This window comes from Pseudomonas sp. NBRC 111127, from assembly GCF_001320345.1.
Taxonomy (GTDB): Bacteria; Pseudomonadota; Gammaproteobacteria; order Pseudomonadales; family Pseudomonadaceae; genus Aquipseudomonas; species Aquipseudomonas juntendi.
This window is the reverse complement of sequence record NZ_BCBD01000025.1, coordinates 1-25,983: the sequence shown is the minus strand read 5'-3', so window position 1 is coordinate 25,983 and position 25,983 is coordinate 1. Positions and strand designations below refer to the sequence as shown.

Sequence of the window (25,983 nt, the reverse complement as noted above, 5' to 3'; positions counted from 1 at the left end):
TCGCAGGTGAACCCGCGAACAGGCCCGTACAGGCTCAACCTACCTGTTCAACCCAGTCATTGAGGTTGTAGTAGTTGGTCACGCGGGCAATCTTGCCGCAATGGATGTAGAAGAAGGCCCCGGCCGGCAGCACGTAGGTCTGCCCGTTCGCCGGCGGCAACCCATCGTCATTGGCCAGGTACTGGCCATGCACGGTGAACTCCGCCGCCGCACGGCTGCCGTCGGCGTTCTGCATGACCACGATGTCGGCCAGGCGCTCGCGGTAGCAGCGGTTCATCTTGTCCATGAACGCTGCAAACCTGGCCTTGCCCATCTGCCGCTCGCCCTGGTTGATGTCGTGGATCACGTCTTCGCTGAGCAGTGCCAGAAAGCCCGGCATGTCGCCGGCGTTGAAGGCGGCGTAGTACGCATTTACCAGTTCGGTAGCGGTCATGGAACAATACCTGTCGTGTAGGGAAAAGGCGGGTCGTTGCCCCGGATGATACGGTTCCCCCTCAAGCCCGGCTTAGCCGAGCGCGTCATCCACATCGACAAAACGACCGCCAAGCATGGAAATACGCCTGTTGCACGGCGCCGCTATCGCGCCCTACATCGATGACCTCGCTCGCTTGCGCCTCACCGTATTCCGCGAGTTCCCGTACCTGTACGACGGCACCCCGGAGTACGAAGCCGACTACCTGGCCAACTATGCCCTTTCCGGGCGCAGCCTGGTGGTGCTGGCGCTGGACCAAGGCCAGGTGGTGGGTGCATCTACCGGCCTGCCGCTGGTGGACGTGGCCCCGGAGTTCCAGCAGCCGTTCCTGGCCCAGGGGCGGGACCCGGCCAGCGTTTATTACTTTGGTGAGTCGCTGGTATTGCCGGAGTACCGCGGCCAAGGTTTGGGCGTGCGTTTCTTCATCGAACGCGAGTCTTATGCCCACAAACTGGTCGAGTTCGACTACTGCGCGTTCTGTGCGGTCGAGCGGCCCGGTGTGCACCCGCGCCGGCCTGCAGACTACAAGCCGTTGCATGGTTTCTGGCGTAACCGCGGTTTCCTGCACGACCCGTCGCTGCGCACCCGCTATGCCTGGCGTGACCTGGACGAGCAGGAAAGCTCCGACAAGCTGATGTCGTTCTGGCTGAAGGAGCTGCCGGTATGATCCGCCTGGCGGCCTGCCAGTACGCCATCGAACTGCATGAAACCTGGGACGCCTATGCCGACCACCTGCAGGGCCTGTGCGCCGAAGCGGTGGCGGCGGGCGCCCGTTTGCTGTTGCTGCCCGAGTACGCCGGGCTGGTACTCAGCGGCCAGTTGAAGGGTGAACAGCGGGGCGACCTGCTGGGTTCGATTGCCGGGATCCAACCGCTGATCGGCGCCTGGGCAGCCTTGTGTGAACGCATGGCCAGGCGCTGGGGCATCTACCTGCAGCCGGGGAGCGTGCCGGTGCTGGACAATGACGGTGTCTACCGCAACCGCGCCTGGCTGTTCGGTCCCGAGGGGCCGCTGGGCTACCAGGACAAACTGATGATGACCCGCTTCGAGCGAGAGCAGTGGGGCATCAGCGCAGGCCAGGGGCTGCGGGTGTTCGATACTGCACTGGGGCGTGTAGGCATTCTGATCTGCTACGACAATGAGTTCCCGATGCTGGCCCGGCAGTTGGCCGAGTTGGGTGCCGACCTGATCCTGGCACCGAGCTGCACCGACACCGAGGCGGGCTATCACCGGGTGCGCATCGGTGCCCAGGCACGGGCGCTGGAGAACCAGATAGCGGTGTTGCAGAGCCCGACGGTAGGGCTGGCGGCCTGGTCGCCGGCGCTGGATGAGAATATTGGCCGGGCAGGGTTGTTCGTACCGCCGGACCATGGCATGCCGGGGGACGGTGTGGTTGCCTTGAGCGCAGCGCTTGACCCGGGCAGAAGCCAGTGGCTGGTGTGTGACGTGGACCTTGAGGAAGTACGGCGAGTGCGGCGGGAAGGGCAGGTGTTTACCCGCAGGGACTGGCCAGAGCAGTTTGACAGAGTGCGTTGAAAGCAGAGGCGCCTGCTTCGCGGGTGAACCCGCTCCCACCGGGGACATGAGGTCCCTGTAGGAGCGGGTTCACCCGCGAAGCAGGCGCCGCTGTTACATCAGGTTTACTTGACTTCGACTGCCAGGCTCTGGGCAATCTTGCTCTGCCACAGGGCCGGGCCAGTGATGTGCACCGACTCACCGTTGCTGTCTACGGCAACAGTAACTGGCATGTCCTTGACCTCGAACTCGTAGATCGCTTCCATGCCCAGTTCGGCGAAGGCCAGTACCTTGGACTTGCGGATAGCCTGGGCTACCAGGTAGGCAGCGCCGCCCACGGCCATCAGGTATACGGCCTTGTTGTCCTTGATCGCTTCGATCGCGGTGGGGCCACGTTCGGACTTGCCGATCATGCCCAGCAGGCCCGTCTGCTCGAGGATCTGGCGGGTGAACTTGTCCATGCGGGTCGCGGTGGTCGGGCCGGCAGGGCCAACCACTTCGTCACCGACCGGGTCGACCGGGCCAACGTAGTAGATGAAGCGGCCTTTGAGGTCCACTGGCAGCGCTTCGCCACGGTTGAGCATTTCCACCATGCGCTTGTGCGCGGCGTCGCGGCCGGTCAGCATCTTGCCGTTGAGCAGGATGGTTTCGCCCGGCTTCCAGCTGGCGACTTCTTCCGGGGTGATATCGTCGAGGTTGACGCGACGTGCGCTTGGGCCGGCTTCCCAGACGATTTCCGGGTAGGCGTCCAGCGATGGCGCTTCCAGCTCGGCCGGGCCGGAGCCATCGAGCACGAAGTGCGCGTGGCGGGTGGCGGCGCAGTTGGGGATCATGCACACCGGCAGCGAAGCGGCGTGGGTCGGGTAGTCCATGATCTTCACGTCGAGCACGGTGGTCAGGCCACCCAGGCCCTGGGCACCGATGCCCAGTTGGTTGACCTTCTCGAACAGCTCCAGGCGGATTTCTTCCAGGCGGTTCTGCGGGCCACGGGCTTTGAGCTCATGAATGTCGATGGACTCCATCAACACTTCCTTGGCCATGACCGCGGCCTTCTCGGCGGTACCGCCAATGCCGATGCCGAGCATGCCAGGCGGGCACCAGCCAGCACCCATGGTCGGTACGGTCTTGAGCACCCAGTCGACGATCGAGTCGGACGGGTTGAGCATGGCCATCTTCGACTTGTTCTCCGAGCCGCCGCCCTTGGCGGCGACATCGACCTCGACCTTGTCGCCAGGCACGATGGAATAGTGGATCACGGCTGGGGTGTTGTCCTTGGTGTTCTTGCGGGCACCGGCCGGGTCGGCCAGGATCGAGGCACGCAGGACGTTTTCAGGCAGGTTGTAGGCGCGACGCACACCTTCGTTGATCATGTCGTCGACGCTCAGGGTGGCACCGTCCCAGCGCACATCCATACCCACACGCACGAACACGGTGACGATACCGGTGTCCTGGCAGATCGGGCGGTGGCCGGTGGCGCACATGCGCGAGTTGATCAGGATCTGGGCGATGGAGTCGCGGGCAGCAGGCGACTCTTCGCGCAGATAGGCCTCGTGCATGGCCTGGATGAAATCGACGGGGTGGTAGTACGAGATGAATTGCAGGGCGTCGGCGACGCTCTGAATCAGGTCGTCTTGCTTGATCACGGTCATGCAGCGCGCTCCTCTTAAAGACGGGAACATTCATAGAGACGCTCGACGGTGCCGACCAGCATGTCGAGACGCCTTGCAAAGGCGCGCCGGCAGCATGGCCGACGCAAAAGGGCGCGGCAGTATAGCGTGCCTCACCGCGTGACACACCTGCGAGTGGTCTGGACCTTGGTCGGTTGGGGCTGGGCATCCTTTTTGCTGCTGACGCCTGTGGTTGGCCTTACTATCGACGGGCGCGCAGAGCGCCCCCCACAACCTGAAGCGGGAAGAGATACCTGAAGATGCCCGAACTTTGCGTAGGCGAGCACCGCTGGGCGGTGCCGACCGGCAGCAACCTGCTCGATGCCCTGAACGAGGCCGGGCTCAACGTGCCCTACAGCTGCCGCGCCGGAAGCTGCCACGCCTGCCTGGTGCACTGCCAGGCCGGGCAGCCGCTGGACGCCATGCCTGAGGCCCTGGCCCTGGACCAGCACGCCCTGGGCTGGCGCCTGGCTTGCCAGTGCAGGGTGATCGAGGACTTGCAGGTTGCGTTGTTCGACCCGCAGCGCGATGGTGTGCCGGCGCACGTCTGTGCGCTGGACTGGTACGGTGACGTGTTGCGTGTACGGCTACGGCCCGAGCGGGCGGTGCGTTACCAGGCGGGGCAGCATGTGGTGCTGTGGAATGGTTCGGTAGCGCGGCCTTATTCACTGGCCAGCCTGCCGGGGGAAGATGACTTCCTGGAGTTGCACATCGATTGCCGGCGCCCCGGCGCCTTTTGCGACAAGGCTCGTGGTTTGCAGGTAGCAGATGTGCTGCGCCTGGGGGAATTCAGGGGTGGTGCGTTGCACTACGACCCGGATTGGCAGGATCGGCCGCTCTGGCTGCTGGCAGCCGGAACCGGGCTTGCGCCGTTGTGGGGTATCTTGCGTGAGGCTGTGCGGCAGGGGCATCGCGGCGAGATTCGGGTGCTGCATGTGGCGCGCAACAGCGCCGGGCACTATCTGGCTGAACCCCTGATGCAGCTGCAAGGCGTGCAGGTCGAGCTGGTCCTGGAAGAGCAGATGGATGAAGCGCTGGCGCGGTTGCGCCCGCCTTCGCGGCAGACGGTGGCGCTGGTGTGTGGGGCAGCGGGGAGTGTGGACCGGTTTGCGCGGCGGCTGTTCATTGCCGGCGTGCCGCGGGGGCAAGTATTTACTGACGTTTTCGTTGAACATGCCTGAGGCAGCCGGGTTGATTGTGCCGGCCTATTCGCGGGCTCGCCCGCTCCCACAGAGGTAACGACAGGCCTGAGGCTGGCGCTGTACCTGTAGGAGCGGGCATGCCCGCGAAGGGCCGCAGAGCGGCCCCCTTTCAGGCAGGGCGACCTATATCCGGGTGCTGCACGTGGCGCGCAACAGCGCCGGGCACTGTCTGGCTGAACCCCTAGTGTTGCGCCCGCCTTCGCGGTTGACTGTGCCGGCCTATTCGCGGGCTCGCCCGCTCCCACAGAGGTAACGACAGGCCTGAGGCTAGCGCTGTACCTGTGGGAGCGGGCATGCCCGCGAAGGGCCGCAGAGCGGCCCCCTTTCAGGCAGGGCGACCTGGATTCGGGTGCTGCACGTGGCGCGCAACAGCGCCGGGCACTGTCTGGCTGAACCCCTGATGCAGCTGGAGGGTGTGCAGGTCGACCTAGTGCTGGAAGAACAGATGGATGAAGCGCTGGCGCGGTTGCGGCCGCCTTCGCGGCAGACGGTGGCGCTGGTGTGTGGGGCAGCGGGGAGTGTGGAACGGTTTGCGCGGCGGCTGTTCATTGCCGGGGTGCCGCGTGGGCAGGTGTTCACTGATGTCTTCGTTGAACATGCCTGAGGCAGTTGTGTTGATTGTGCCGGCCTATTCGCGGGCGAGCCCGCTCCCACAGAGGTAACGACAGGCCTGAGGCTGGCGCTGTACCTGTAGGAGCGGGCACGCCCGCGAAGGGCCGCAGAGCGGCCCCCTCTGAGGCAGGCTCAGCCGACCAGCGGATCACCCACATGCAGGATCTTCATACCATTGGTGCCACCGATGGTGTGGTAGCTGTCACCTTTGGTCAGGATCACCCAGTCGCCTTGTTCTACCAAGCCGCGCTTGAGCAGTTCGTCGACAGCTGCCTGGCTGACTTTGTCGGCCGGCAGCGAAGCGGGGTCGAAGGCAATCGGGTAGACGCCACGGAACATGTTGGCCCGTGCCTGGGTCGCGCGGTGCGGCGAGAGCGCGAAGATCGGCACGTGCGAGCGCAGGCGCGACATGATCAGCGGGGTGTAGCCGCTTTCAGTCAAGGCGATGATCGCCTTCACGCCCGGGAAGTGGTTGGCCGTGTACATCGCCGCCAGGGCGATGCTTTCGTCGCAGCGCTCGAAGGTGGTGTGCAGGCGGTGGCTGGAGCGCTGGCTGGTCGGGTGCTTCTCGGCACCGGAGCAGATGCGGGCCATGGCCTGTACGGCTTCGATCGGGTACGAACCGGCAGCACTTTCCGCCGACAGCATGACCGCGTCGGTGTTGTCGAGCACGGCGTTGGCCACGTCGGACACTTCGGCACGGGTCGGCATCGGGTTCTGGATCATCGACTCCATCATCTGGGTCGCCACGATCACTGCCTTGTTGTTGCGGCGAGCGTGCTGGATGATCTTCTTCTGAATAGCGATCAGCTCGGCGTCGCCGATTTCCACGCCCAAGTCACCGCGGGCGACCATGACGGCGTCGGAAGCGAGAATCAGCTTGTCCAGGGTCTCGTCGTCGGCAACGGCTTCGGCGCGCTCGATCTTGGCCACCAGCCAGGCGCTGCCACCGGACTCGTCACGCAGCTTGCGCGCGTATTCCATGTCGCTGGCGTCCCGCGGGAACGACACGGCCAGGTAGTCCAGGTCCATTTCCGCAGCCAGCTTGATGTCGGCCTTGTCCTTTTCGGTCAGGGCCGGTGCGGTCAGGCCGCCACCTTTACGGTTGATGCCCTTGTGGTCCGACAGCGGGCCACCGATGATCACCACGCAGTGCAGGGCATCGGCGGTGGCGGTTTCGACGCGCATGACCACGCGGCCATCGTCGAGCAGCAGTTCGTCACCGACACCGCAGTCCTTGACCAGGTCCGGGTAGTCGATGCCGACGATATCCTGGTTGCCTTCGGTCAGCGGGTGGGCGGTGGAGAAGGTGAACTTGTCACCGATCTTCAGTTCGATGCGCTTGTTGGCGAACTTCGCGATGCGGATCTTCGGACCCTGCAGGTCGCCCAGCAGTGCAACATGGCGGCCGTTCTTGGCAGCGATGTCGCGGATCAGGCGCGCGCGGGCCTTGTGCTCGTCCGGCGTGCCGTGGGAGAAGTTCAGGCGTGCCACGTCGAGACCGGCGAGGATCAGCTGTTCGATCACTTCCGGCGAGTTGCTGGCGGGGCCAAGGGTGGCGACGATTTTGGTACGGCGGATGCTCATGCACAGACTCCTATAGTGAAGCGCAGCGAAAGGCTACTCCTGAATCTCGCTGTAGTCATTGTTCCGTTGCACTACCTGTGACTTCCGGGGTAGGGCAGCTGCAAGCTACAAGCAGTAAGCTACAAGGAAAAGCGCGCGCGGCATTCATGCCGCTCGTGGCGGCCTGGCACTTGTCGCGCGCCGCTGAAGAAAACCCGACAGCGGCCGATAGGTTTGCTATCAAAGGAGATTGCCATGCGAGCCCTGATCGTTTTCGCCCTCGCCGCCAGTGCTGTCGGCTGTACCCGCTGGTCCATGGACCACCACCTGAACAATGCCTATCGCGCCTATGACCGGGGTGATTGCGCGCGGGTGATGCTGGAGCTGTCACAAGTAGACCGTACCAGCCGCGCGCGCCCCTTCATCCACCCCGAAGTGTCGCTGCTGCGCGGCCAGTGCCTGGAGCGCCAGGCGTTGTACGTGGACGCAGCCCAGACCTACCAGTACCTGATCCAGCAATACCCGCGCAACGAGTACGCCTATCGCGCCCAGGCCCGCCTGCAGACGCTGGAGAAGCTCGGCCATTTGCGCGGTACCGAAGCGGCCGTGGCCCGGCCGGCGACTACTGCACCTTGGCGCTAATACAAAGGTGTGGTTTATTTCACGGGATTCGCGGCGCGTGCTGCGCTAATCTGTAACCCAGCTGTTACAACAACCGCCAGTACCTTGTATTCCTGGCATCAGGTACGGAATACACTCGCCATCATGTTCAACAAACGCCGCATCGAACGCCATCAGCTCCCTTGTGCCCTCAAGGTGTTCAACCGCTTTACCGACCAGGAAATCGGCCTGCTCGGCAACGCCTCGGAAGACGGCCTGATGGTCATCAGCCAACTGCCCGTGCTGGTAGGGCCCGATTATGAACTGCAACTTCGCATGCCCCTGGCCGGCGGCGGGTTCCAGTTCGTCAACCTGACCGCCAGTTGCCTGTGGTGCAGTGAGGACCAGACCCCTGGGCATTACGATTCGGGCTTCATGCTGCTGCAGGCCCCGCGCGAGTACGACGATTTCGTGCGCTCGCTGCGCGACTATTTCAGCTTCCGCCCGGCCAACGCCTCTGCCTGAGCCTTGGCGCCCTGGAATCGCGTTAGAATCAGGTCGACCTCGCAAGACAGGACGACCCCGTGACCTCCAGCATTTTCTGGCACGACTACGAAACCACCGGCATCAACCCGCGCTGTGACCGGCCGCTGCAGGTCGCCGGCCTGCGCACCGACTTCGACCTCAACGAGATCGACGAGCCGATCAGCCTTTACTGCCGCCCCGCCGACGATATTCTGCCGCACCCGGCTGCGTGCCTGGTGACTGGCATCACCCCGCAGTTACTGGCCGAGCAGGGCCTGTGCGAAGCCGAATTCATGACCCGCGTGCATGCGCAGCTGGCCCAGCCAGGCACCTGTGGGGCGGGCTACAACACCCTGCGTTTCGATGACGAAGTGACCCGCTACAGCCTGTACCGGAATTTTTTCGACCCCTATGCCCGTGAATGGCAGGGCGGCAACAGCCGCTGGGACCTGATCGACATCGTGCGCACGGCCTACGCCCTGCGCCCGGAGGGCATCGAGTGGCCGCAGCAGGACGGGCGCACCAGCCTGCGTCTGGAGCTGTTGAGCAAGGCCAACGGCATTGATCACGGGCATGCGCATGAAGCGCTTTCCGACGTGCGGGCAACCATTGCCCTGGCGCGACTGATCCGGCAAAAACAGCCCAAGTTGTATGACTGGCTGTTCCAGTTGCGCAGCAAGCATAAAGTCATGGAACAGATCCGCTTGCTACAACCGCTGGTGCATGTATCCGGGCGTTTTTCAGCAGCGCGTAATTACCTGGGGGTGGTCTTGCCATTGGCCTGGCACCCGCACAATCGCAATGCACTGATTGTCTGCGACCTGCATCAGGAAACCCTGCCATTACTCAGGGAAAGTGCTGAAGTATTGCGTCAGCGCTTGTACACCCGGCACGAGGATTTGGCCGAGGGCGAACTACCGGTGCCGCTTAAACTGGTACAGATCAATCGCTGCCCGGTACTTGCGCCACTGTCGGTATTACGCCCTGCCGATCAACAGCGGCTGGGCATCGACTTGACGTTGTTACAATCGCGCGGTGAACAGTTGGCCGATCAACAGGCGCAATGGCAGGACAAGCTGGAGCACATTTACGGCAAGGACGATTTCGCGCCGAGTGAGGACCCGGAGCAGCAGTTGTATAACGGTTTTATTGGTGACCGTGACCGGCGTCTATGCGAGCAAGTTCGTGCGCTGGAACCGGCGCAATTGGGCCGGGGGCAGTGGCTGTTCGATGACCCGCGCTTGCCTGAGCTGTTGTTCCGTTACCGGGCGCGCAACTTTCCGGACACCTTGACCCCCGAGGAGCGCCAGCGGTGGTATGCGTTCTGCCAGCAGCGCCTTAGCCAGCCGCAGTGGGGGGCGCCGAACACATTAGGTGATTTCGAGCAGGCGCGCCTGCAAGCCTGGGAGCGCGCCGACGAGGCCGGGCGGCGCGTGCTGGAGGCATGGCAAGTACATGCCCGGAACTTGCAACAACAGTTTGCAATTGACTGAAGGCAGACAAACAAAAACGCCGGCAATGTGCCGGCGTTTTTGATTGCGATAAGCAAAGGCCCGGGCTGAACAATCAGTCCAGCAGGGTAGCCCAGCTCTCGACCACGTCACCGCCCCACTTGGCTTTCCACTCTTTCAGGGTCTTGTGGTTGCCGCCTTTGGTTTCGATCACTTCACCGTTGTGCGGGTTCTTGTATTGCTTGACCTTGCGGGCACGCTTGGTAGCAACAGCCTTGACGGTGCCACGCGGTGCTTTGCTCAGTTTCGACTCTGGGTCGAGCAGGGCAATCACGTCGCGCAGGGACTTGGAGTACTCGCCCATCAGGTTGCGCAGTTTGCCTTCGAACTCCAGCTCTTTCTTCAGCTTGTCGTCCTGCGACAGGTTGGCCAGGCGAGCCTGAAGTTCTTTGATGGCTTCTTCGGTGGCGCGGTACTCGTTGATCAGGGACATGGAGTGTTCCTTAATGCGTGTTCGGAAATGTGTGGGGCAATAATAGACAGCCGATACTCGCAAGTAAACATAATGTTGGGCAATTAACTGTTGATTAAGCTGTGACAATATTTCTCCGGTGAACAAAAATTTACATTAGCGTGTGCCATTTCGCCGGCTGTGTCAGATAGTGTCCACATTGCCAGCGTGGTTGCTACAGTGGCCGCGGCCGCTGCAATCAATACTGCGCTTTTCCTTGCGTGCCGCTAGAATAAGCGCCTTTGCGAAGTTCTGGAGTCTCATTCATGCGCACCTATCGTCTGGTGATCGCCTGCCCCGACCGTGTAGGGATCGTGGCGAAAGTCAGTAATTTCCTGGCCTTGTACAATGGCTGGATCAACGAAGCCAGCCATCACTCCGATGAGCAGAGCGGCTGGTTCTTCATGCGTCATGAAATCCGCGCCGAATCATTGCCCTTCGGTATCGAAGCCTTCCGTGAGGCGTTTGCGCCGATTGCCGAAGAGTTCTCCATGACCTGGCGGATAACCGACTCGGCGCAGAAAAAGCGCGTGGTGCTGATGGCCAGCCGCGAGTCGCATTGCCTGGCTGACCTGTTGCACCGCTGGCATACCGATGAACTGGACTGCGAGATCCCGTGTGTCATTTCCAACCACGACGACCTGCGCAGCATGGTCGAGTGGCACGGCATACCGTTCTTCCATGTACCGGTCGACCCCAAGGACAAGGCCCCGGCCTTTGCCGAAGTGTCGCGCCTGGTCGAAGAACACGCGGCCGATGTCGTGGTGCTGGCCCGCTACATGCAAATCCTGCCGCCGCAACTGTGCCGGGACTACGCGGAGAAGGTCATCAACATTCACCACAGCTTCCTGCCATCGTTCGTGGGTGCCAAGCCTTACCACCAGGCCGCGCTGCGTGGGGTGAAGCTGATCGGTGCAACGTGCCACTACGTCACCGAAGAACTGGATGCCGGCCCGATCATCGAGCAGGACGTGGTGCGCGTGAGCCACGCCGACAGCATCGAAGACATGGTTCGCTTTGGCCGTGATGTGGAAAAGATGGTGCTGGCACGTGGCCTGCGTTATCACCTCGAAGACCGCGTGCTTGTGCATGGCAACAAGACGGTGGTCTTCGACTGATACCGTTGGGTTGCCTGCAAGCCTTTGGGGCTGCCCGGCAGCCCTATCGCTACGCTTGAGGAACATACCAATGGCCAAACGGCGCAACCAACCCACCGCCACGGCCCCGCCCACCGTGGGTGAAGGCTGCCTGGCGCGCTATGACCCGCAAGCGCTGGCCGACACCGACGGCACCGATTTCCCCGGCGCCGCCGAACTGTGGCAGCGGCTCAACCCGCCTGGCGCCGCCAGCGCGTCAGCAACGGACGCGCCAGCAGGCACACGAACACCGGCCCGCCTGCCAGCAGGTAAAAGTAATAAGTGACTGCCCGCCAGATGAGGATCGCCGCGGCGGCGGTGGAGCTGCCCACCAGCGGCGTCAGCAAGCTTGCAGACGTCAGCTCGGCCGCACCTGCCCCGCCCGGTAGCAGGCTGAATTGCCCGGCACTGAGCGACAGCATCTGCACCAGAAAGCTGGGGATCCATGCCAGCTCCCCGCCCAACCCGCGCAATACCAGGTACAACACGCTGTAGCGCAGCCCCCAGTGGATGCAGGTGAGGGTGAACACCAGCGCCAGCGTGCGCTTGGGCAACTGCCAGGTCTGCGCCAGTGCGGCGATGAAGTGCAGCAGTTTGCGGGCCCAGCGGCGCTTGCGCGGTGCGGCCACGCCCAGGCGTTGCAGCAGCCTGCCGTTGAGGCGCATGAGCGCGCGGCGGTAGCGCAGCAAGCCGATCACCCCAACCAGCGCACTGCACAGCAGCAACGCACTGCCCAGCAACATGCTCTGCTGGCTGTGGCCCAGGCTGTGAAACAATGCGTAGCCCGCAATCGCCAGCATCGCGCAGAAAAAGAACAGCAGGTCGTTCAATTGGTCCATGGCGAACACGGCGCCACTGCGCGCCGGGCCGATGCGCTCGCGTGCCAGCAGCGCCATCAGGGTCAACGGGCCACCACTGCCGCCGGGGGTGGTGCAGATGGCGAACTCGGTGGCCATCACCACGCCCAGGCTGCGCAGGTGCCCAAGCCTTGCGCCTTGCTGGCCCAGCAACAGGCGCAGGCGCATGGCGTTGATCACCCAGCACAGCAGGATCATGCCCAGCAGGGTCAGCAACAGGCCAGGATCGAACCCTTGCAACCGGGGCAGCAGGTCACTGCCGCCAAGCAGGGCTGGCACCAGCATTGCTGCGACAAGTGCCAGGCCTAGCCAGGCCAGACGGCTCATGCGCTGACCTGGCGGTCCAGCCAGGCGGACTTGGTGAGGGGTTCGCGACCTTGGGCCATCAAGGTGCGCAGGGTATTGAGCCAGTACTCGCGGGAGCTACGATGGCGCATGTCCACCGGGTGCAGGCCCAGGCGCAGGGTTTCGGCGTTCTGCCACCGTCTGCACTGCCAGTCGCACAGGGCCCGCGAAAGCCCCCGGCGCCAGGCACTGCGGGCGCTCCACACCAGCCCTGGCGCCTTGATCGGGGTGAACTCGGGCAAGCGGTACAGGTGCTGCGGTGTGCTGGTGTAGCGCAAAGGCAGCTGGCGCAGCGCCTGGCGGGTGCCTTCGCTCATCAACCAGGCTGGCGCCACGAAACCTGCCACTGGCCATTGCTGTTGGGCGAACACGGCCAGGCCCTGTTCCAGGCGCTGCAGGGCCTGCTGTTGATCAAGGCCATAGAACTCGCCTTCGTGGGTATAGATACGGCGCATGAAGAAGTCGCCTGGCGTGCGCGGCGGCGGGCCGCTGTCGGCATGGTAGTAGCCATGCAGCGCCAGTTCGTCGCCCTCGGCCAGGCGCCGTTCAAGCAGGCGGCAGAACGCCGGTGAGCGCAACAGCGGGTTGCGCTGGTGAAAGTCCGGAACCACCAGCCAAGTCATGGGCACACCGCCGATAGCATCCACAGCCTCCACGAAAGGTTGGTAGTCGGGCCATGTTTCAGGCGCGACATCATGCAGTACCAGCATCAGGCTGCGCGGTGCGGGGCGTGACTCAAGCATGGGCGCGCACCAGCGGCTGATGGCCGAGCACGGCCTGGTAGTGCTGCAGCAGGCCCGCGACCACGTTGTCCCATGAGTAGTGTTGCTCGACGTGGCGGCGCGCCTGCGCGCCCAGCTTGCGCACACCTGCCTCGAATGCCTCGCGCACGGCTGTGGCCATGGCCTGGGCATCGTTGGCTGTACACAGGCGGCCGCACTGGTCATTGACGATTTCGCCGAAGGCACCCGCGCGCACGGCGACCACCGGCGTTGCACTGGCCATGGCTTCGAGAATGACCAGGCCGAAGGTTTCCTGGTCGCCGGCATGCACCAGCAGGTCGGCGCTGGCCATCAGCCGGGCGACCTCCTCTGGCGGGCAGAACTGGCCGATGACACTGACGTTGTCCGGCACATTGGCGGGCATGCCGGAGCCCACCAACAGCAGGTGGTAGGGGTGGCCCAGCTGCTGCATGCAGGCCAGCAACACCGGCAGGTTCTTTTCCCGGGAGCCACGCCCGGCGTAGATCAGCAGGCGGGTGGTATCGGCGATACCCAGCTCGGCACGCACATTGGCGTCGCGTTTGGACGGGTGGAACGTGGCCAAGTCCACGCCCAGCGGCTGTACGTGTACATCGCGCACGCCCAGGCGGCGCAGTTTGTCGGCCATGACCCGGCTGGGGGCCAGCACCCGGTCGAAATTCCCATATAGCTTGCTGACATAGGCCTCGACATTGGGCGTGAACCAGTTGCCCATGCGGTTGCTGACCAGCAGCGGCAGGTCGGAGTGGTAGAAGCCGATTACCGGCACGTCCAGCTGGCGCCGGGCCTCCAGCGCCGCCCAGGCAGTCAGGTACGGGTCGCCGACCTCGATCAGGTCCGGCTTGAGCGAACGCAGGGTCTTGCACCACGGGGCCAGGCGTACCGGGAAGCGGTAGCCTTTGCCAAAAGGCAGCGGCAGTGCCGGTACTTGGTAGATGCCGTCGGCATTGTGGGCGCTGGCACCAGGAATCAACAGGCTATGGCGTACGCCCTGGATGGCGTCGAGGCGGTGATGTTTGGCATCAAGATAAGTTCGTACGCCACCGCTGGCGGGGGCGTAGAACATGGTGATGTCGGCGATGTGCACGATCAGCATCCCTCCGGGATCGTCTTTCGGGTCTGTCATCTGGCGCTTGGTTGGCGGCGATGACACGCCTAAAGGTTGACCTTTCAGAAGGATAGTTTGTTCGATCGGGGTTGCGCGGCAAGCTGCCCCAGGGGAGGGGGTGTACCTGCTCCCCTGGGGCGCGTGGGACTAGATCCGGAAACTGCCCACCAGGTGCTTCAGGCGCCCGGCCTGCTGCTCCAGGTCGGAGCACGCACGCAGGGTCGCCTGCAGGTTCTCCACACCTTCCTGGTTGAGCATGTTGATCTCGTTGATATCCATGTTGATGGCTTCGACCACGGCAGTCTGCTCCTCGGTGGCGGTGGCCACCGACTGGTTCATGCCATCGATTTCGCCAATGCGCACGGTCACGCTGTCCAGCCGTTCGCCGGCCTGGTTGGCGATCTGCATGCTGTCGTTGCTGTGGCGCTGGCTCTGATCCATGGTTTCGACCGATGCGCGGGCACCCACCTGCAGTTCTTCGATCATGGCCTGCACCTGTTGCGCCGATTCCTGGGTGCGGTGGGCCAGGTTGCGTACCTCATCGGCCACCACGGCGAAACCACGCCCGGCTTCACCGGCGCGGGCCGCTTCGATGGCGGCGTTCAAGGCCAGCAGGTTGGTCTGCTGGGAGATACTGGTAATCACTTCCAGAATCTGGCCGATGTTCACGGTTTTGCTGTTGAGGGTCTCGATGTGTTCGCTGGAGGTGACGATCAGGTCCGAGAGCCGGTTCATCGCCGCAATGTTGCGCTCGACCACCTGTTGGCCTTCTTCGGCCAGCAGCCTTGCGGAGCTGGCGTGCTGCGAGGCCTGGGCAGCGTTGCCGGCGATTTCCTGGGCCGCGGCACCCAGTTCGTTGATGGCCGCGGCCACGCTGTTGGTGCGGTTGGCCTGCTCATCGGAGTTGGTCATTGATGAGTTCGAGGCGCTGATCACCCGCAGCGCCACTTCGTTGACTTGCTCGGTGGCCGAGGACACTTCGCGGATGCTGCTGTGAATACGCTCGACGAAGCGGTTGAAGGCGTTGCCGAGAATGCCAAATTCATCGTGGTTATGGATGCGCAGGCGCTTGGTCAGGTCGCCCTCACCTTCGGCGATGTCTTCCATGGCGCGGGTCATGGTGTGCAACGGCTGCATCAGTACGCGAATCAGCAAGCCGAGCAAGGCGATGATGATGACCACGGCGACGACCGTGGCAACCACCGCCGAGGTGCGGAAGGTGCTCAGCATCGAGAAGGCCTTGGCCTTGTCCACCGACAGGCCGATGTACCAATTGGCCGAGGGCAGGCCGGTGATCGGGGTGAAGGTCAGCAAACGTGCCTGGCCGTCGCTTTGCACTTCGGTCAGTTCGTTGCTCAGTTTGGGTGTGTGTTGCGGGAACAGGTCTGACAGCGACTTCATCACCAGGGCCTGGTCCGGGTGTACCAGGATCTTGCCCTGGTCATTGACCAGGAAGGCATAGCCCATACCACCAAAGTCCAGCGAGTTGATGATTTGCACCAGACCGTCCAGCGCCAGGTCGCCACCGACCACACCCACGCTGCTGGAGACCTTGCTGAGGATGCCGATGACCATCTTGTTGGTGGTCATGTCGATGTACGGTTCAGTCAACATGGCCCCGCTGGCATTCATGCCATCCTTGTACCAGGGCCGGGTGCGAGGATCGTAGCCGTCGGGCATCTTCGCGTCCGGACGAACACTGAAGCCGCCGTCGATCTTGCCCAGGTAAACGGTCAGGAAGCTGGAGAGCAGTGCGCGCTGGCCCATGAATGTTTCAGCGTTGGCCGGGTTCTGGGCAATGTTCTGCGCCAGGTTTTCCACCAGTTTGATACGCCCGTCGAACAGGTTGCGGATGTTGGTGGACGTGGAAGTACCCATTTCAGCCAGGTAGTTTTCCAGGTCCTCGCGGATGGCATTACGCTGCAGGTAATCGTTGTAAAGGGTGAAAAGGCTGAAGGCGAGTATGACGATCAGTGAGGCGGCCAACAGTATCTTGTGGCTGAAACGCAGGCTTTTATTCATGGCGTAATCGGTTCCGCTAAGGTTTTAATCAGGGCGTTCGCACGAGTGAGGCCGCAAGGCTGTGCAATATCCGGAAAAATCCCTTTTCGGTTGTTCCTCTCTTCTAAGGCGAATATCACCCGAAGGTATCGGCCGGTTTCAGTTAAAGCTTGAGCAGGGGATTAAAGAGATGTCGGAAACTTCGACCATAGTTGTGGGATCGGGCCCGGATGGCCAGCCGCTCGGGCAAGCCATGCGCCTGGCCAACCGCCACGGCCTGGTGGCAGGCGCTACCGGTACAGGCAAGACCGTCACCTTGCAACGCCTGGCGGAAGTGTTCAGTGACGCCGGGGTCGCGGTGTTTGCCGCCGACGTGAAAGGTGACTTGTGTGGCCTGGGCGCCGCCGGTGCACCGCAGGGCAAGGTGGCCGAGCGCATCGCCGGCATGCCGTGGCTTGGGCATACGCCACGGGCCTACCCGGTGACGTTGTGGGACATCGCGGGGCAGTCCGGTCACCCGCTGCGCACGACCCTCAGTGAAATGGGGCCGCTGCTGCTGGGCAACTTGCTGGAACTGACCGACAGCCAGCAGGCGGCGTTGTACGCAGCGTTCAAGGTGGCCGACCGTGAAGGCCTGTTGCTGCTCGACCTGAAAGACCTCAAGGCGCTGCTTGCCCACCTGAAAGACAACCCGCAATTGCTGGGTGAAGATAGCGCGCTGATGACCACCGCCTCGACCCAGGCCTTGTTACGCCGGCTGGCAACCCTCGAGCAACAGGGGGCCGAGGCGCTGTTCGGCGAGCCGGCGTTGCAACTGGAAGACTTGCTGCGCCCGGACCCCGATGGCCGCGGCCGGATCCACCTGCTTGATGCCAGCCGCTTGGTGCATGAAGCCCCCAAGGTCTACGCCACCTTCCTGTTGTGGCTGCTGGCCGAATTGTTCGAGCAACTGCCCGAGCGCGGCGATGCCGAAAAACCGCTGCTGGCGTTGTTCTTCGACGAGGCGCATCTGTTGTTCAACGGCACGCCCAAGGCGCTGCAGGAGCGCCTGGAGCAGGTGGTACGGCTGATCCGGTCCAAAGGTGTGGGCGTGTTCTTCGTCACCCAGTCGCCGGGTGACTTGCCGGATGCGGTGCTGGCCCAGTTGGGCTTGCGCATTCAGCATGGCTTGCGGGCATTCACGGCGAAGGAGCAGAAGGCATTGCGGGCGGTAGCCGATGGCTTCCGCCCCAACCCGGCGTTCGACACCTTGAGCGTGCTCACCGAACTGGGCATTGGCGAAGCGCTACTGGGGGCGCTTGAAGAGAAGGGCACCCCGGCCATGGTCCAGCGCGTGTTGGTGGCACCGCCGCAATCGCGGATCGGGCCGTTGAGTGCTGCGGAGCGCGGTGCGCTGATTGCTGCTTCGCCGCTGGCTGGGCGCTATGACAAGCCGGTGGACCGTGAGTCGGCCTATGAAATGCTGACCCAGCGCAAAGGTGAAGCCGTGGAGCCGGCGCCGCAACCGAAGGCGGATGAACAGAGCTTTGCCGACAAGGCCGGTGAGTTCTTGCAGAGTGCGGCGGGGCAGGCGATCAAATCGGCGGTGCGCCAGGCAGCCAACCAGTTGGGGCGGCAGCTGGTGCGGGGGTTGATGGGGTCGTTGTTGGGGGGCAAGAAAAAATAGTTGGCTGCCACCTGGGCCGTATCGAGCCTGGGCCTTGCGCACTGCCTGTGGGCCCAGCTGCCGATATGAAAAAGGCGCCCCGGGGTTGATGCCAGTCAGTTGAGTAGTTGGGGTCGCTTTGCGACCCTTCGCGGGCACGCCCGCTCCCACAGGGGATAGCGCATTTCTTGAGTTCAGCGCCAAGCGTGTAGGAGCGGGCGTGCCCGCGAAGGGCTGCATAGCAGCCCCAGTAACCCTTAACTGACAGGCATTAGCCCCGTGGGCGCCTTTGTCTATTGCGGTGTCACTCAGCCAATGGCCTTGGACGCCAGCCAGAACAAGCCGGCCGCCAGGCCCATCGAGGCTGGCAGGGTCAGAACCCAAGCCATCAGGATGGTTTTGACGGTGCCACCTTGCAGGCCGCTTTTGTTGGCGACCATGGTGCCGGCCACGCCGGACGACAGCACATGCGTGGTCGACACCGGCAAGGCGAACACGTTGGCCATGCCGATGGCACAGGCCGCGGTGATCTGTGCCGACATGCCCTGGGCATAGGTCATGCCCTGCTTGCCGATCTTCTCGCCAACGGTCAGCACCACACGCTTCCAGCCCACCATGGTGCCCAGGCCCAAGGCCAGGGCAACGGCCACGATCACCCAGAACGGGGCGTATTCAGTGGTGGCGGTAAGGTCTTTGCGCAGTTTTTCCAGGTCGGCCTTTTCGCGGGCTTCCAGGCCAGGCAGCTTGCCAACCTTCTTCGCGGTGTCGTCCAGGCACAGCAGGTAGCGGCGTACTTCAACGCGCTTCTCGGCAGCCAGGCTGTGATAGTCGGTCACGCCTTGCAACGAGGTCTGCAGTGCGGCGATGGTCGGCTCGGTCTGCTGCGGGTTGCAACTGAACTGTTCCGGCAGGTCGCTGGCCTTGGCCTTGCCCAGGGCCAGGAACTCGCCCAGGGTGGCGGCGTTGCGCTCGTAGAACTGGCTCATGTGCAGGGTGGCGTCGCGGGTACGCTCGATCTGATAGGTGGTGCTGTTCAGGTCGAGCACGAACTTGGCCGGAACGATACCGATCAGCACCAGCATGATCAGGCCAATGCCTTTCTGGCCGTCGTTGGAACCGTGCACGAAGCTCACGCCCATGGCAGAAACCACCAGGACCAGGCGGTTCCAGAAGGGCGGGTGCTTCTTGTCGTCGAGTTTACGGCGCTGTTCGGGGGTCTTGTGCATCTTCGACAGCGGGCGCCACCACTTCAGGCCGAGCAGCACCAGGGCAGCCACGGCGAAGCCGGCCATTGGCGAGACCACCAGCGACATGGCTATGTCGATGGCTTTCTGCCAGTTAACGCCGTCTCCCAGCGGGATGTCGTTGATCAGGGCATTGGCCAGACCTACACCCAGAATAGAGCCGATCAGCGTGTGCGAGCTGGAAGCGGGAATACCGAAGTACCAGGTGCCGAGGTTCCAGGTGATGGCCGCGGCCAGCAGGGAGAAGACCATGGCTAGGCCGTGCCCGGTGTTCACATTGATCAGCAACTCTACCGGCAGCAGGTGCACGATGGCGTAGGCCACCCCGACACCGCCCAGCAGTACGCCGAAGAAGTTGAACACGCCGGAGAAGAACACGGCGAGGTGGGGAGGCATGGCTTTGGTATAGATGACGGTAGCTACCGCGTTTGCGGTGTCATGAAAGCCATTGATGAACTCGAAGGCGAGTACGAAGGTCAAGGCGAGCAGCAGGCTCACCAATACCCAGGCATCCAGTCCGCTGAATAAATCGATCATGAAGGTTGTCTGGCGGTCATAGGGGGGCGGGATTATGCCAGAAAACATTGGCAATCGATGCACCTCCAGCAGGCCGTTGGCACGGCCAAAAGCGCCAAAGCTGCCCTGCGAGCGGCCCTTGATTACAGGGCAAGTTCAGCTTAAATCGGCTAATTGCTGCGAAAAGCAGGTCAAAAACGTAAAGGTCCAGCTTTGGCGCTAATTAAAACGGTCGTTTGAAATTTGTGAAAATCCATTTCACTTAGCTTGGGTAATAAGACCAACACGCCCGGCCGAGCCGGGCGAACACAGCGCTGCATTGACCCGGGTCAGGGGTTCTCGCTGCGTAGTTCCTTTTCCATGCGTTCCAGTTCCTGGCTGAAAGCCTGGTCGCGCAGGCTGGCGCGTTTGCGCCAGGGTTTGCGCTCCGGTTCCGTTTGTGCGGCATAGGTGGTGACTTCGCCGCCGTAGACATCCTTGTAACGTTCAGCCTGGCGCTCGAGTTCTGCGCGCAGTTCATCTTTCGTCACATGCAGTACCTGAATTAAGTGTAATCACGGGGGTAACGCGTTATGGGCTTGTGCGCCCTGTTCCGGCCGCAACGGCTTGGTTCCACGGAAGGTTCCGTGGGCACAATTGCGTCACGACTGTGGTGCCGATTATAGCAACCGATAATTTGTCGGACATCGTTATTTAACCTGCACCGCCATCATCCGACGCAAGTTATGGCATGTGCGGATAAACAAGTTGGGCCTTTCTTACAAGTTTGAAAGGCATGCCGGATAAAAGTTCGGGCAACAAGCTGACGAGGCGGGAATGAAAAACGGCCCCGCCGAAAGGCGAGGCCGTTGCCTGGGGACTTCTACGGTGGGTACCTGACCAGTCTCTCCAAAGAAGCCACATGTGGCAGGAGAAAGGTATAAGCAAAAGTGTCAGCGGTCAATTGCGATTATCGGCCGTTTGTTCGATAATCGCACGAACCGGCGTTTTTTTTGAGGTGTGTGATGAGTGACGAAACGGTGGACAACGCTTCTGCCAGCCCAGAGGCGGCACGGCCTGTGTTGGCGGCCATGGCGCCGCCGATCGTGGCCTCGCCGGCCAAGCGCATCCAGGCTTTCACCGGCGACCCGGACTTCATGACATCCCTGGCCCGTGGCCTGGCGGTGATCCAGGCTTTCCAGGAGCGCAAGCGCCACCTCACCATCGCCCAGATCAGCCACCGTACCGAAATACCCCGGGCCGCCGTGCGCCGTTGCCTGCACACGCTGATCAAGCTGGGCTATGCCACCACCGACGGGCGCACCTACTCGCTGCTACCCAAAGTGCTGACCCTGGGGCATGCCTACCTGTCATCCACGCCATTGGCGATTTCGGCCCAGCCGTACCTGGACCGCATCAGCGACCAGTTGCACGAGGCGGCCAACATGGCCACCCTCGAAGGTGACGACATCCTTTATATAGCCCGTTCGGCCACGGTCGAGCGCCTGATTTCGGTCGATTTGTCGGTGGGCGGGCGCCTGCCCGCCTACTGCACGTCGATGGGGCGCATTCTGCTGGCGGCGCTGGATGACACCAGCCTGCGCGAATACCTGGAGCGGGCCGACCTCAAGGCGCGCACCAGCCGTACCTTGCATGATGCCGAATCGTTGTTCGCCTGTATTCAGCAGGTCCGCGCCCAAGGCTGGTGTGTGGTGGACCAGGAACTGGAGCAGGGGCTGCGCTCGATTGCCGTGCCGGTGTACGACGCTTCCGGGCAGGTGCTGGCAGCCTTGAACGTAAGTACCCACGTCGGGCGGGTCACGCGCAGCGAACTGGAGCAGCGCTTCTTGCCGATCCTGCTGGCTGCCAGCCGGGACCTGTGCCACCAGCTGTTTGGTTGAGCGCGCAAGGGGGGGCGCTCAGCAACCTGCGGGGCGGGCGCCAGCGGTTTTTTGAACAGGCAAAACGGTTTCCTGTGCGATAAACGCACAGTGTCGCTCGCGGCGAATTGCGTCACCTGCGCCCGCTGATTAATGTCTCTCGCAACGGTCGGCTGTGCCGACCGAACAAGAAAAACATGAGGCACATACCATGCATACTGTCCCTAGGCTGCTGCGCTCGCACCCGCATGCAGTTTCGTTGTATCCAGGCTGACCCAGGCCATTTTCCCTAGCGTTGCCCACCTGTACCGGCTAGCCGAGTGCAATGGCCTGGCTGTGCCCCCTATTCTGGATAACAACAATGAACCAAGCGCAAACCAACGTCGGCGCAAGCCTTGACGTCCAGTCGTTCATCAATCAGCAACCGTTGTCCCGCTATCAGTGGCGGGTCGTGCTGCTGTGTTTTCTGATCGTCTTCCTCGATGGCCTGGACACGGCCGCCATGGGCTTCATCGCCCCGGCCCTGTCGCAGGAATGGGGCATTGACCGTGCCAGCCTGGGCCCGGTGATGAGTGCCGCGTTGATCGGCATGGTCTTCGGCGCCCTGGGCTCGGGGCCGCTGGCCGACCGCTTTGGCCGCAAGGGCGTGCTGGTGGGTGCGGTACTGGTATTCGGTGGCTTCAGCCTGGCCTCGGCCTATGCCACCAACGTCGACCAGCTGCTGGTGCTGCGCTTCCTGACCGGCCTTGGCCTGGGGGCGGGTATGCCCAACGCCACCACGCTGCTGTCGGAGTACACCCCAGAGCGGCTCAAGTCGCTGCTGGTCACCAGCATGTTCTGCGGCTTCAACCTGGGTATGGCCGGCGGTGGCTTCATTTCCGCGAAAATGATCCCGGCCTATGGCTGGCACAGCCTGCTCGTAGTCGGTGGCGTGCTGCCGTTGCTGCTGGCCGTGGTGCTGATGGTCTGGCTGCCGGAGTCGGCGCGCTTCCTGGTGGTGCGTAACCGTGGCACTGACAGGGTGCGCAAGACCTTGTCGCCGATCGCCCCACAGGTGGTGGCCGAGGCGGCGAGCTTCAGCGTGCCGGAACAGAAGGCAGTGGCCGCCCGCAACGTGTTCTCGGTGATTTTCTCTGGCACCTACGGCCTGGGTACCGTACTGCTGTGGCTGACTTATTTCATGGGCCTGGTGATCGTCTATCTGCTGACCAGCTGGCTGCCGACCCTGATGCGTGACAGTGGCGCGAGCATGGAGCAGGCGGCCTTTATCGGTGCCTTGTTCCAGTTTGGTGGCGTGCTGAGTGCGGTCGGTGTGGGTTGGGCCATGGACCGCTTCAACCCGCACAAGGTGATTGGCATTTTCTACTTGCTGGCCGGGGTATTCGCCTACGCCGTAGGGCAGAGCCTGGGCAATATCACCTTGCTGGCTACGCTGGTGCTGGTGGCTGGTATGTGCGTGAACGGCGCCCAGTCGGCCATGCCGTCGCTGGCGGCGCGCTTCTACCCGACCCAAGGCCGGGCGACCGGGGTATCGTGGATGCTGGGCATCGGCCGCTTCGGCGCGATTCTCGGGGCCTGGAGCGGCGCGACCCTGTTGGGCCTGGGCTGGAGCTTCGAGCAGGTGCTCACGGCGCTGCTGGTGCCGGCGGCGCTGGCTACCGTCGGGGTGGTGGTGAAAGGGCTGGTGAGCCACGCCGACGCCACCTGATAGCGAGGCCGCCCTTGCCGGCCAGGCGCTGTACGAAGGTGGGTAGTAAGGCAACAAATAGTTCGATAATCGCACGAATAGTCGATTATCGGATTGTAAGCTACCCACCGGCCTCCTTAATCTGAGCTTACTGAAGCACCCTGACCAGGAGCCTCCAATGCCACGTGCAGACCACCACCGAACCCACCGAAATCAAGCTGCCACCCCGCGTGACCTTGATGCCCGTACCGCCGCGGCCCATGGCCAGCCGGCAGGAGAAGCCTGATGCGAGACGTATTCATCTGTGACGCCATCCGTACCCCGATTGGCCGCTTTGGCGGCGCCCTGGCCGGTGTGCGTGCCGACGACCTGGCCGCCGTGCCACTGAAGGCGCTGATCGAGCGCAACCCCGGTGTGCAATGGGACCAGGTTGACGAGGTGTTTTTCGGGTGCGCTAACCAGGCAGGTGAAGACAACCGCAACGTGGCGCGCATGGCGCTGCTGCTGGCCGGCCTGCCCGAAAGCATTCCGGGCGTCACCCTTAACCGCCTGTGTGCCTCGGGCATGGATGCCATTGGCACTGCTTTCCGCGCCATTGCCAGCGGGGAAATGGAGCTGGCCATCGCCGGGGGTGTGGAATCGATGTCGCGGGCCCCGTTCGTCATGGGCAAGGCCGAAAGCGGCTATTCGCGCAACATGAAGCTGGAAGACACGACCATCGGCTGGCGCTTCATCAACCCGCTGATGAAGAGCCAGTACGGCGTGGACTCCATGCCGGAAACCGCCGACAACGTGGCCGACGATTATCAGGTGTCGCGCGCCGACCAGGATGCTTTCGCCTTGCGCAGCCAGCAAAAGGCCGCTGCAGCGCAGGCAGCCGGCTTTTTTGCCGAAGAAATCGTGCCGGTGCGCATCGCCCACAAGAAGGGTGAAGTGATCGTCGAGCGTGATGAACACCTGCGCCCGGAGACCACCCTGGAAGCGTTGACCAAGCTCAAGCCGGTCAACGGCCCGGACAAGACCGTCACCGCCGGCAACGCTTCGGGCGTCAACGATGGTGCGGCAGCACTGATCCTGGCCTCCGCTGAAGCGGTGAAGAAGCATGGCCTTACCCCGCGTGCCCGCGTTCTGGGCATGGCCAGCGGTGGCGTTGCGCCACGGGTGATGGGCATTGGCCCGGTCCCGGCAGTGCGTAAGCTGACCGAGCGCCTGGGTGTGGCGGTGAATGATTTCGATGTGATCGAGCTCAATGAAGCGTTCGCCAGCCAAGGCCTGGCAGTGCTGCGTGAGCTGGGCGTGGCCGATGATGCGCCGCAGGTGAACCCCAATGGCGGCGCGATCGCGCTGGGCCACCCGCTGGGCATGAGCGGTGCTCGCCTGGTGCTGACGGCGCTGCATCAACTGGAGAAAAGCGGTGGCCGTAAAGGCCTGGCGACCATGTGCGTGGGCGTCGGCCAAGGCTTGGCGCTGGCCATCGAACGGGTTTGACCTGTCCTGGCCCCTTCGTGGGGCAAGCGGGGTGTTACAGCATGGTCGTTGCCCACTGCACAACGGCAAACTGTGGCAGCAGGCTTGCCCCGCGAAGGGGCCGGCACCTTCGACTCAAGGCCAATTGCCAGCCTCAAGGCGGAACGAGGTGTTACCAGGTATGTCTAGAATAACCTGGGACCCTTCAGGAGTAATCTCACCATGACCTCAACCTATTACACCGGTGAAGAGCGCAGCAAGCGCATCTTCGCTATCGTTGGTGCCTCTTCGGGCAACCTGGTGGAATGGTTCGACTTTTACGTCTATGCCTTCTGCGCGATCTACTTCGCCCCGGCGTTCTTCCCCTCCGACGACCCCACGGTGCAGTTGCTGAACACCGCGGGGGTATTCGCCGCAGGCTTCTTGATGCGCCCGATTGGTGGCTGGATCTTCGGCCGCCTCGCTGACCGCCATGGCCGCAAGAACTCGCTGATGATCTCGGTGCTGATGATGTGCTTCGGCTCGCTGATGATCGCCTGCCTGCCCACCTATGCCAGCATTGGCACCTGGGCCCCGGCGCTGCTGTTGCTGGCGCGCCTGATCCAGGGCCTGTCGGTGGGTGGCGAGTACGGCACCACCGCCACGTACATGAGTGAGGTGGCCCTGCGCGGCCAGCGCGGCTTCTTTGCCTCGTTCCAGTACGTGACGCTGATCGGCGGCCAGCTTTTGGCCGTGCTGGTGGTAGTGATCCTGCAGCAGCTGCTGACCGAGGATGAGCTGCGTGCCTGGGGCTGGCGCATTCCGTTCGTGGTCGGGGCCATTGCAGCACTGATCTCGTTGATGCTGCGCCGCTCGCTGCACGAAACCAGCAGCGCCGAGACCCGTCAGGACAAGGATGCCGGCACCATCAAAGGCTTGTTCAGCAACCACGCTGCAGCCTTCATCACCGTGCTGGGCTACACCGCAGGTGGGTCGCTGATTTTCTACACCTTCACCACCTACATGCAGAAGTACCTGGTGAATACCGCTGGCATGACGGCGAAGAACGCCAGTTATGTGATGACGGCTGCGCTGTTCCTGTTCATGGTGCTGCAGCCGTTCTTCGGCATGCTGTCCGACCGTATTGGGCGACGCAATTCCATGCTGCTGTTCGGCGCGTTGGGAACGCTGTTCACCGTGCCGCTGCTGATGGCGTTGAAAACCGTGACCAGCCCGTTCATGGCCTTCGTGCTGATC

22 protein-coding genes and 2 pseudogenes are annotated in these 25,983 nt (G+C 62.9%); 13 read left to right on the top strand and 11 right to left on the bottom strand.

Annotated elements, in window-relative coordinates; translation table 11 throughout:
- Nucleotides 1-34: 34 nt before the first annotated feature.
- The gene (locus APH30_RS07220; RefSeq protein ID WP_029887342.1) at nucleotides 35-433 is read right to left on the bottom strand and encodes a nuclear transport factor 2 family protein; all 399 of its coding nucleotides are present in this window, start codon (nucleotides 431-433) and stop codon (nucleotides 35-37) included.
- 115 nt (nucleotides 434-548) lie between these two features.
- Here APH30_RS07220 and APH30_RS07215 point away from each other — a divergent pair, with 115 nt between their 5' ends.
- Both APH30_RS07215 and APH30_RS07210 read left to right on the top strand, forming a co-directional pair.
- A complete protein-coding gene (locus APH30_RS07215; protein WP_054912079.1) occupies nucleotides 549-1,139 on the top strand; it encodes a GNAT family N-acetyltransferase in 591 nt (196 codons plus the stop codon).
- Nucleotides 1,136-2,008: a carbon-nitrogen hydrolase family protein gene (locus tag APH30_RS07210; RefSeq protein ID WP_054912078.1), complete on the top strand. Its 873-nt coding sequence runs from the start codon at nucleotides 1,136-1,138 to the stop codon at nucleotides 2,006-2,008. Before APH30_RS07215 ends, APH30_RS07210 begins: the two co-directional genes overlap by 4 nt.
- Before the next feature lie 104 nt (nucleotides 2,009-2,112).
- Here the strand turns inward: APH30_RS07210 and APH30_RS07205 are convergent, their stop codons facing one another.
- Nucleotides 2,113-3,636 (bottom strand): fumarate hydratase, encoded by a 1,524-nt coding sequence (locus APH30_RS07205; RefSeq protein WP_009685641.1) that lies wholly within the window; start codon nucleotides 3,634-3,636, stop codon nucleotides 2,113-2,115.
- A gap of 278 nt (nucleotides 3,637-3,914) precedes the next feature.
- On the opposite strand from APH30_RS07205, the gene APH30_RS07200 reads away from it, so the two are divergent.
- Nucleotides 3,915-4,835, top strand: a complete 921-nt coding sequence (locus tag APH30_RS07200) for an iron-sulfur-binding ferredoxin reductase (protein WP_054912077.1) — start codon at nucleotides 3,915-3,917, stop codon at nucleotides 4,833-4,835.
- A 364-nt stretch (nucleotides 4,836-5,199) separates the two neighbouring features.
- Nucleotides 5,200-5,460 (top strand): annotated as a pseudogene (locus APH30_RS07195) (iron-sulfur-binding ferredoxin reductase); the annotation flags it as partial.
- Nucleotides 5,461-5,600: 140 nt separating this feature from the next.
- Here the strand turns inward: APH30_RS07195 and pyk are convergent.
- Entirely contained in the window at nucleotides 5,601-7,055 is a 1,455-nt protein-coding gene (gene pyk, locus APH30_RS07190; RefSeq protein WP_009685639.1) for a pyruvate kinase, read from the bottom strand.
- A gap of 234 nt (nucleotides 7,056-7,289) precedes the next feature.
- On the opposite strand from pyk, the gene APH30_RS07185 reads away from it, so the two are divergent.
- The 3 genes from APH30_RS07185 (at nucleotide 7,290) to sbcB (ending at nucleotide 9,652) form a co-directional block, all read left to right on the top strand.
- The gene (locus APH30_RS07185; RefSeq protein ID WP_009685638.1) at nucleotides 7,290-7,676 is read left to right on the top strand and encodes a tol-pal system YbgF family protein; all 387 of its coding nucleotides are present in this window, start codon (nucleotides 7,290-7,292) and stop codon (nucleotides 7,674-7,676) included.
- A 123-nt stretch (nucleotides 7,677-7,799) separates the two neighbouring features.
- Nucleotides 7,800-8,159 (top strand): PilZ domain-containing protein, encoded by a 360-nt coding sequence (locus APH30_RS07180; RefSeq protein ID WP_009685637.1) that lies wholly within the window; start codon nucleotides 7,800-7,802, stop codon nucleotides 8,157-8,159.
- 59 nt (nucleotides 8,160-8,218) lie between these two features.
- Nucleotides 8,219-9,652 carry an exodeoxyribonuclease I gene (sbcB, locus tag APH30_RS07175; RefSeq protein ID WP_054912075.1) on the top strand — a complete coding sequence of 478 codons (1,434 nt, stop codon included), beginning with the start codon at nucleotides 8,219-8,221 and terminating at the stop codon, nucleotides 9,650-9,652.
- A 73-nt stretch (nucleotides 9,653-9,725) separates the two neighbouring features.
- On the opposite strand, the gene mvaT is transcribed toward sbcB, so the two are convergent.
- Nucleotides 9,726-10,103, bottom strand: coding sequence for a histone-like nucleoid-structuring protein MvaT (gene mvaT / locus APH30_RS07170; protein ID WP_009685634.1), 378 nt, complete (start codon nucleotides 10,101-10,103; stop codon nucleotides 9,726-9,728).
- Nucleotides 10,104-10,387: 284 nt separating this feature from the next.
- Here mvaT and purU point away from each other — a divergent pair, with 284 nt between their 5' ends.
- Nucleotides 10,388-11,239 (top strand): formyltetrahydrofolate deformylase, encoded by an 852-nt coding sequence (purU, locus tag APH30_RS07165; RefSeq protein ID WP_047149623.1) that lies wholly within the window; start codon nucleotides 10,388-10,390, stop codon nucleotides 11,237-11,239.
- A gap of 209 nt (nucleotides 11,240-11,448) precedes the next feature.
- On the opposite strand, the gene APH30_RS07160 is transcribed toward purU, so the two are convergent.
- The 5 genes and pseudogenes from APH30_RS07160 to APH30_RS29855 form a co-directional block, all read right to left on the bottom strand.
- Entirely contained in the window at nucleotides 11,449-12,441 is a 993-nt protein-coding gene (locus APH30_RS07160; RefSeq protein WP_054912074.1) for a lysylphosphatidylglycerol synthase transmembrane domain-containing protein, read from the bottom strand.
- On the bottom strand, nucleotides 12,438-13,202 hold the full coding sequence (locus APH30_RS07155; protein ID WP_054912073.1) for a DUF2334 domain-containing protein: 765 nt from the start codon (nucleotides 13,200-13,202) through the stop codon (nucleotides 12,438-12,440). The genes APH30_RS07160 and APH30_RS07155 overlap by 4 nt, the downstream gene beginning before the upstream one ends.
- The gene (locus APH30_RS07150) at nucleotides 13,195-14,316 is read right to left on the bottom strand and encodes a glycosyltransferase family 1 protein (protein WP_029887350.1); all 1,122 of its coding nucleotides are present in this window, start codon (nucleotides 14,314-14,316) and stop codon (nucleotides 13,195-13,197) included. The genes APH30_RS07155 and APH30_RS07150 overlap by 8 nt, the downstream gene beginning before the upstream one ends.
- A 159-nt stretch (nucleotides 14,317-14,475) precedes the next feature.
- The gene (locus APH30_RS29860) at nucleotides 14,476-15,240 is read right to left on the bottom strand and encodes a methyl-accepting chemotaxis protein (protein ID WP_371262796.1); all 765 of its coding nucleotides are present in this window, start codon (nucleotides 15,238-15,240) and stop codon (nucleotides 14,476-14,478) included.
- A 93-nt stretch (nucleotides 15,241-15,333) separates the two neighbouring features.
- A pseudogene (locus APH30_RS29855) lies at nucleotides 15,334-16,350 on the bottom strand (cache domain-containing protein); the annotation flags it as partial.
- Nucleotides 16,351-16,519: 169 nt separating this feature from the next.
- On the opposite strand from APH30_RS29855, the gene APH30_RS07140 reads away from it, so the two are divergent.
- Entirely contained in the window at nucleotides 16,520-17,995 is a 1,476-nt protein-coding gene (locus tag APH30_RS07140) for a helicase HerA-like domain-containing protein (RefSeq protein ID WP_054912071.1), read from the top strand.
- A 287-nt stretch (nucleotides 17,996-18,282) separates the two neighbouring features.
- On the opposite strand, the gene APH30_RS07135 is transcribed toward APH30_RS07140, so the two are convergent.
- Entirely contained in the window at nucleotides 18,283-19,755 is a 1,473-nt protein-coding gene (locus tag APH30_RS07135) for an inorganic phosphate transporter (RefSeq protein WP_009685626.1), read from the bottom strand.
- A gap of 308 nt (nucleotides 19,756-20,063) precedes the next feature.
- Nucleotides 20,064-20,264 carry a hypothetical protein gene (locus tag APH30_RS07130; RefSeq protein ID WP_009685625.1) on the bottom strand — a complete coding sequence of 67 codons (201 nt, stop codon included), beginning with the start codon at nucleotides 20,262-20,264 and terminating at the stop codon, nucleotides 20,064-20,066.
- 474 nt (nucleotides 20,265-20,738) lie between these two features.
- Between APH30_RS07130 and pcaR the strand changes: the two genes are divergently transcribed.
- The 4 genes from pcaR to APH30_RS07110 all read left to right on the top strand — a co-directional run.
- Complete coding sequence (pcaR, locus tag APH30_RS07125) at nucleotides 20,739-21,614, top strand: pca regulon transcriptional regulator PcaR (protein ID WP_009685624.1); 876 nt, start codon at nucleotides 20,739-20,741, stop codon at nucleotides 21,612-21,614.
- Between the two features lie 340 nt (nucleotides 21,615-21,954).
- Nucleotides 21,955-23,301: an MFS transporter gene (locus tag APH30_RS07120; RefSeq protein ID WP_054912070.1), complete on the top strand. Its 1,347-nt coding sequence runs from the start codon at nucleotides 21,955-21,957 to the stop codon at nucleotides 23,299-23,301.
- 261 nt (nucleotides 23,302-23,562) lie between these two features.
- Nucleotides 23,563-24,768, top strand: a complete 1,206-nt coding sequence (gene pcaF, locus APH30_RS07115; RefSeq protein ID WP_175442624.1) for a 3-oxoadipyl-CoA thiolase — start codon at nucleotides 23,563-23,565, stop codon at nucleotides 24,766-24,768.
- 201 nt (nucleotides 24,769-24,969) lie between these two features.
- On the top strand, nucleotides 24,970-25,983 hold a 1,014-nt coding region (locus APH30_RS07110; protein WP_054912069.1), incomplete at its 3' end, for an MFS family transporter.

Bases quoted from the DNA above. Each gene is read 5' to 3' on its own strand.
- APH30_RS07220 (WP_029887342.1), bottom strand. From the start codon at position 433: ATGACCGCTACCGAACTGGTAAATGCGTACTACGCCGCCTTCAACGCC.
- APH30_RS07215 (WP_054912079.1), top strand. From the start codon at position 549: ATGGAAATACGCCTGTTGCACGGCGCCGCTATCGCGCCCTACATCGAT.
- APH30_RS07210 (WP_054912078.1), top strand. From the start codon at position 1,136: ATGATCCGCCTGGCGGCCTGCCAGTACGCCATCGAACTGCATGAAACC.
- APH30_RS07205 (WP_009685641.1), bottom strand. From the start codon at position 3,636: ATGACCGTGATCAAGCAAGACGACCTGATTCAGAGCGTCGCCGACGCC.
- APH30_RS07200 (WP_054912077.1), top strand. From the start codon at position 3,915: ATGCCCGAACTTTGCGTAGGCGAGCACCGCTGGGCGGTGCCGACCGGC.
- pyk (WP_009685639.1), bottom strand. From the start codon at position 7,055: ATGAGCATCCGCCGTACCAAAATCGTCGCCACCCTTGGCCCCGCCAGC.
- APH30_RS07185 (WP_009685638.1), top strand. From the start codon at position 7,290: ATGCGAGCCCTGATCGTTTTCGCCCTCGCCGCCAGTGCTGTCGGCTGT.
- APH30_RS07180 (WP_009685637.1), top strand. From the start codon at position 7,800: ATGTTCAACAAACGCCGCATCGAACGCCATCAGCTCCCTTGTGCCCTC.
- mvaT (WP_009685634.1), bottom strand. From the start codon at position 10,103: ATGTCCCTGATCAACGAGTACCGCGCCACCGAAGAAGCCATCAAAGAA.
- purU (WP_047149623.1), top strand. From the start codon at position 10,388: ATGCGCACCTATCGTCTGGTGATCGCCTGCCCCGACCGTGTAGGGATC.
- APH30_RS07160 (WP_054912074.1), bottom strand. From the start codon at position 12,441: ATGAGCCGTCTGGCCTGGCTAGGCCTGGCACTTGTCGCAGCAATGCTG.
- APH30_RS07155 (WP_054912073.1), bottom strand. From the start codon at position 13,202: ATGCTTGAGTCACGCCCCGCACCGCGCAGCCTGATGCTGGTACTGCAT.
- APH30_RS07150 (WP_029887350.1), bottom strand. From the start codon at position 14,316: ATGCTGATCGTGCACATCGCCGACATCACCATGTTCTACGCCCCCGCC.
- APH30_RS29860 (WP_371262796.1), bottom strand. From the start codon at position 15,240: ATGACCAACTCCGATGAGCAGGCCAACCGCACCAACAGCGTGGCCGCG.
- APH30_RS07140 (WP_054912071.1), top strand. From the start codon at position 16,520: ATGTCGGAAACTTCGACCATAGTTGTGGGATCGGGCCCGGATGGCCAG.
- APH30_RS07135 (WP_009685626.1), bottom strand. From the start codon at position 19,755: ATGATCGATTTATTCAGCGGACTGGATGCCTGGGTATTGGTGAGCCTG.
- pcaR (WP_009685624.1), top strand. From the start codon at position 20,739: ATGAGTGACGAAACGGTGGACAACGCTTCTGCCAGCCCAGAGGCGGCA.
- APH30_RS07120 (WP_054912070.1), top strand. From the start codon at position 21,955: ATGAACCAAGCGCAAACCAACGTCGGCGCAAGCCTTGACGTCCAGTCG.